Source organism: bacterium (assembly GCA_027622355.1).
In the GTDB taxonomy this organism is placed as follows: domain Bacteria; phylum UBA8248; class UBA8248; order UBA8248; family UBA8248; genus JAQBZT01.
This window is the reverse complement of sequence record JAQBZT010000254.1, coordinates 1-4,326: the sequence shown is the minus strand read 5'-3', so window position 1 is coordinate 4,326 and position 4,326 is coordinate 1. Positions and strand designations below refer to the sequence as shown.

General features: G+C 62.9%; 3 protein-coding genes. All 3 read right to left on the bottom strand.

What is annotated here, in order from left to right; translation table 11 throughout:
* The coding region (locus O2807_12735) for an NADH-quinone oxidoreductase subunit N (protein ID MDA1001366.1) at nt 1–862 on the bottom strand (862 nt) is incomplete at its 3' end.
* Nucleotides 859–2,421: an NADH-quinone oxidoreductase subunit M gene (locus O2807_12730; GenBank protein ID MDA1001365.1), complete on the bottom strand. Its 1,563-nt coding sequence runs from the start codon at nt 2,419–2,421 to the stop codon at nt 859–861. The genes O2807_12735 and O2807_12730, both read right to left, overlap by 4 nt.
* A gap of 27 nt (nt 2,422–2,448) precedes the next feature.
* Nucleotides 2,449–4,323, bottom strand: a complete 1,875-nt coding sequence (gene nuoL / locus O2807_12725) for an NADH-quinone oxidoreductase subunit L (protein MDA1001364.1) — start codon at nt 4,321–4,323, stop codon at nt 2,449–2,451.
* Nucleotides 4,324–4,326 lie beyond the last annotated feature (3 nt).

Below are 4,326 nucleotides of genomic sequence, written 5' to 3'. Positions count from 1 at the left end.
TCGTCAGGGCGGCCAGCACCCAGAGCACCACCTCGATGTCGGGACCCGCATGTTTCCCCAGGGCGAGGAAAATCCGGAAAAGGGCGGCGAAGGCCGCCACCTTCGGCCCCACCGACATGAACGCCGTCACCGCCGTCGGGGCGCCCTCGTAGACATCCGGCGTCCACATGTTGAAGGGCACGGCCGCCACCTTGAAGCCCAGGCCCACGATGACAAAGCCCAGCCCGACGAGAAATACCGGCCCCCGCGCGGGCGCATGGGAGGCGAGCCGCCGGGCGATATCCACCAGATCCAGCGAACCGGACGCCCCGTAGATGAGTGCCATCCCGTAGAGCAGAAAACCCGAGGCAAAAGAGCCGAGAAGGAAATACTTCATCGCGGCCTCGTTTCCCCTGAGGTCGCTCCGCATGAATCCGGCCAGGACATAGAGCGAGAGCGAAAACACCTCCAGCCCCACGAAAACCATCAGGAGATTCCGCGTCGCCGCCATCAGCATCATCCCCGAGGTCGCGAAAAGGATGAGGCCGAAGTACTCGCCCGCCGGCGCATCGCGGAGGGAGGACTGTGCCGAGGCGATCAGGACCGCCATGAAACTCGAAAACAGCAATAGAGCGAAAACCATCCGGCTGAAACCGTCGAACAGAAACATCCCCGAAAAGGAGAGCGCTTCGCTCCCACCCGCGCCCGAAGCCAGCGCCGCGCCCAGCGCCGCCGCCAGCACCGCCAGCGTCATCGTCACCAAAAGGGAGCGATCCCGCCGCGGGAAAAAGGCATCCCACAAAATCACCAGCGTGCCGCCGGCCACCACGATCAGCACCGGCAGGAAGTAGGCCCAGTTGATGAAAGGCGCCTGGAACGTCATGGGCGGCCCTCCCCGGCGCGGGCCTTCATGCTGATCATCGAGGCACCCTTTCCTTCGGGAGCTTTCACGCGGAGCACCCGGCGGTTCACCTGGCGCAGCCAGGCCTGGGCCGAGGGCTCAATCTTCTTCAGGATGGGCTTCGGGTAGAGGCCAATCCAGAACATCAGGAACACCAGCGGCAGCAGCGCCGCCCACTCGCGAAAGCGCATGTCAGGCAAGGCCTGATTGGCCGCCGAGGGCGCCCCCGCGAACAAAACGCGCTGCAGCATCCAGAGCATGTACACCGCGGCCAGCACGACGCCCGTCGCGGCCAGCACGCCGTAATAGATGTTCCGCTGGAACACGCCCGCCAGGATCGTGAACTCCCCGATGAAACCGTTCAGCCCCGGAAGGCCGATGCTGCTCAACGAGGCGATGATGAACACCGCCGAAAAGCCGGGCATCACGCGGGCGATGCCGCCGAAATCCGAGATCCGCCGGGTGTGGCGGCGGCTGTAGAGAACGCCGACCGCGAGGAAGAGCGCGCCCGTGCTGATCCCGTGATTCACCATCTGCAGCACGCCGCCCTCGACGCCCAGCAGGTTGAAGGAGAAAAGACCGAGCATGACAAAACCCAGGTGGCTCACCGAGGAGTAGGCCACGAGTTTTTTCACATCTTCCTGCACCATCGCCACCAGCGCCCCGTAGATGATCCCCACCACGGCCAGGGCCATGAACAGGGGGGCGAAATCGTGCGCGGCGGTCGGGAAAAGGGGCATCGCCAAGCGGACGAAACCGTAGGTGCCCATCTTGAGGAGCACCCCCGCCAGAATCACGCTGCCCGCCGTCGGCGCCTCGACGTGGGCGTCCGGAAGCCAGGTATGGAACGGGAAGACCGGCACCTTGATCGCGAAGGCCAGCGCGAAGGCCGCGAAGAGCCAGCCCTGCACATCGGGGGAAACCGGATGCTCCATATAGCGGAGGATGTCGAAGGTGTTCAGCCCGGCGGCGAAGTAGAGCCACAGGATCGCCACCAGCATCAGCACGCTCCCCGCCATCGTGTAGAGGAAAAATTTGATCGCGGCATAGATGCGGCGCTCCCCGCCCCAGACCCCGATGATCAGGTACATCGGGATGAGCATCGCTTCCCAGAAAACGTAGAAAAGGAAGAAATCCAGGGCCGCGAAAACGCCCAGCATCCCCGTCTCCAGGAAAAGGAACGCGGCATGGTAAAAACGCACGTGCCGGTCCACGTCCCGCCAGGAGGCCAAAACACAGATCGGCGTCAGAAAGGTCGTCAGCAGGACGAGCGGAAGGCTGATGCCGTCCACGCCCACCTTGTAGGAAATGCCGAAACGCGGAATCCATGCGGCCTGCTCGACAAACTGCATCCCGGCCACGCCGGAGCGGAATGCCGTATAGAGCCAGACGGAAATGGCAAAGGTCAGCAGCGAAATCGCAAAGGTGAAGGCGCGGACGCGCTTCTTCCCCTCCTCGTCCGCATCGTGCATGAAGAGGAGGAGAATCCCTCCCGCCAGCGGAAGAAAAATCAACCAGCTGATCAAAGGAAACGCCTGCAAAACCAACTCCCTTCCGTGCTTTTCCCGCTACCGCACAACGAGGTACAGCAAAATGGCCAGCGCCCCGAAAAGCATGGACACCGCATAGCTCTTCACGAAACCCGTCTGCAGCCGCCGCAGGGCGCCGCCCGCCGACTGCACCAGCAAAGCCGACCCGTTCACCGCGGCGTCGATCGCGCCATCGTCCACCCCGCGCCACAGCCGGATGGCCAGCCTCTTGATCGGCTGGACGATCAGGGCGTCGTACAACTCATCCACGTAGAATTTGTTCAGGACCAGACGGTAGAGGCCCGGCCAGCGCGCCACATATTCTTCCATCCCGCCGCGCCGCATGATGTAGAAATTATAGGCCATATATATTCCGACGAAGGCGATCGCCAGCGAGACGATGATCATCACCAGCTCGACAATCACTTCGTGGTGGGCCACCTTGAGCGTGCCGAAGGAAGGCGCCAGGAAGCCGGCGAAAACGTTGGCGCCCGGAATCATGGGAATCCCCACCCAGCCGCCAATCAAGGAAAGCACCGCCAACACCTGGAGCGGAACCGTCATCATCCGGGGGGATTCGTGCAGGTGATGATGCTCCTCGAGGCTCAGATTACATTTTCCGTGAAAGGTCTTGAACACCAGCCGGAACATATAGAAGGCGGTCATCAGAGATCCGATGGCGCCGACGAACCAGAAGATCAGGCCACCCTTGTCCGAGGTCAGCGCCGCGAAAAGAATCTCGTCTTTGCTGAAAAAGCCGGCGAAGGGGAAGATGCCGGCGATCGCCAGCGCCCCGATCGTGAACGTCCAGGAGGTGATCGGAAGAGCCGCCCGCAGACCGCCCATCCGGCGGATGTCCTGCTCCCCGTTCAGGGCGTGAATCACACTTCCCGAGCCCAGGAACAGGAGCGCCTTGAAAAAGGCGTGGGTCATCAGATGGAAGATGGCGGCGGAGTAGGCCCCCACCCCCAGCGCCAGGAACATGTAGCCCAGCTGGCTCACCGTGCTGTAGGCCAGCACCCGCTTGATGTCGGTCTGCACCAGGGCGATCGCCGCGGCGAGCAGAAGCGTGATCGACCCGATTGTCGCCACCACCGTCATCGCCACCGGAGAGAGCTCAAAGAGCACATAGGTCCGCGCCACCATGTAGACGCCGGCCGTCACCATCGTCGCCGCGTGGATGAGGGCGCTCACCGGGGTGGGGCCCTCCATGGCGTCCGGCAGCCAGACGTAGAGCGGCACCTGGGCGCTCTTGCCCGTGGCCCCCGCAAAAAGCAGCAGGCAGATCGCCGTCGCCGCGCCGGCCCCGAGAGCGGCGGGCGCCCGGTTGAGCACCTCCGCGAAATCGAGCGTCCCGAAAATGCTGATGATCAGGAAGAGCGCGATGAGGAAACAGAAATCCCCCACCCGGTTGACCACAAACGCCTTTTTCCCGGCCTCGGCCGCCGCCGGGCGCTCGAACCAGAAACCGATGAGGAGATAGCTGCAAAGACCCACCGCCTCCCAGCCCACGAAAAGAACCAGGAAGTTGCTCCCCAGCACGAGGGTCAGCATCGAGAACGAAAACAGGTTGAGATAGATGAAGTAGCGGGTAACGCTCCGGTCGCCGTGCATGTAGCCCATCGAGTAGACATGAATCAGGAACCCGACCCCCGTCACGACCAGCGTCATGAGCGAAGCGAGCGGATCGAGCATGAAGCCCGCCTTGACGAGAAACTTCCCGACCGGAATCCACTCAAAGAGCGTCGTCTGCAGGAGGCGCCCCGCCGGAGGGATCTGAAGCAGCGCATAAAAACCCCAGAGCGCCGAGAGGAAAGCGCCCGCCATGGCGAGGCTGGCCACATAGCCGGCGAATTTCTCTCCCCTTCTCCAGCCGAAGAGAAGATTCACCCCCAGCCCGAGCAGCGGAAACAGAAG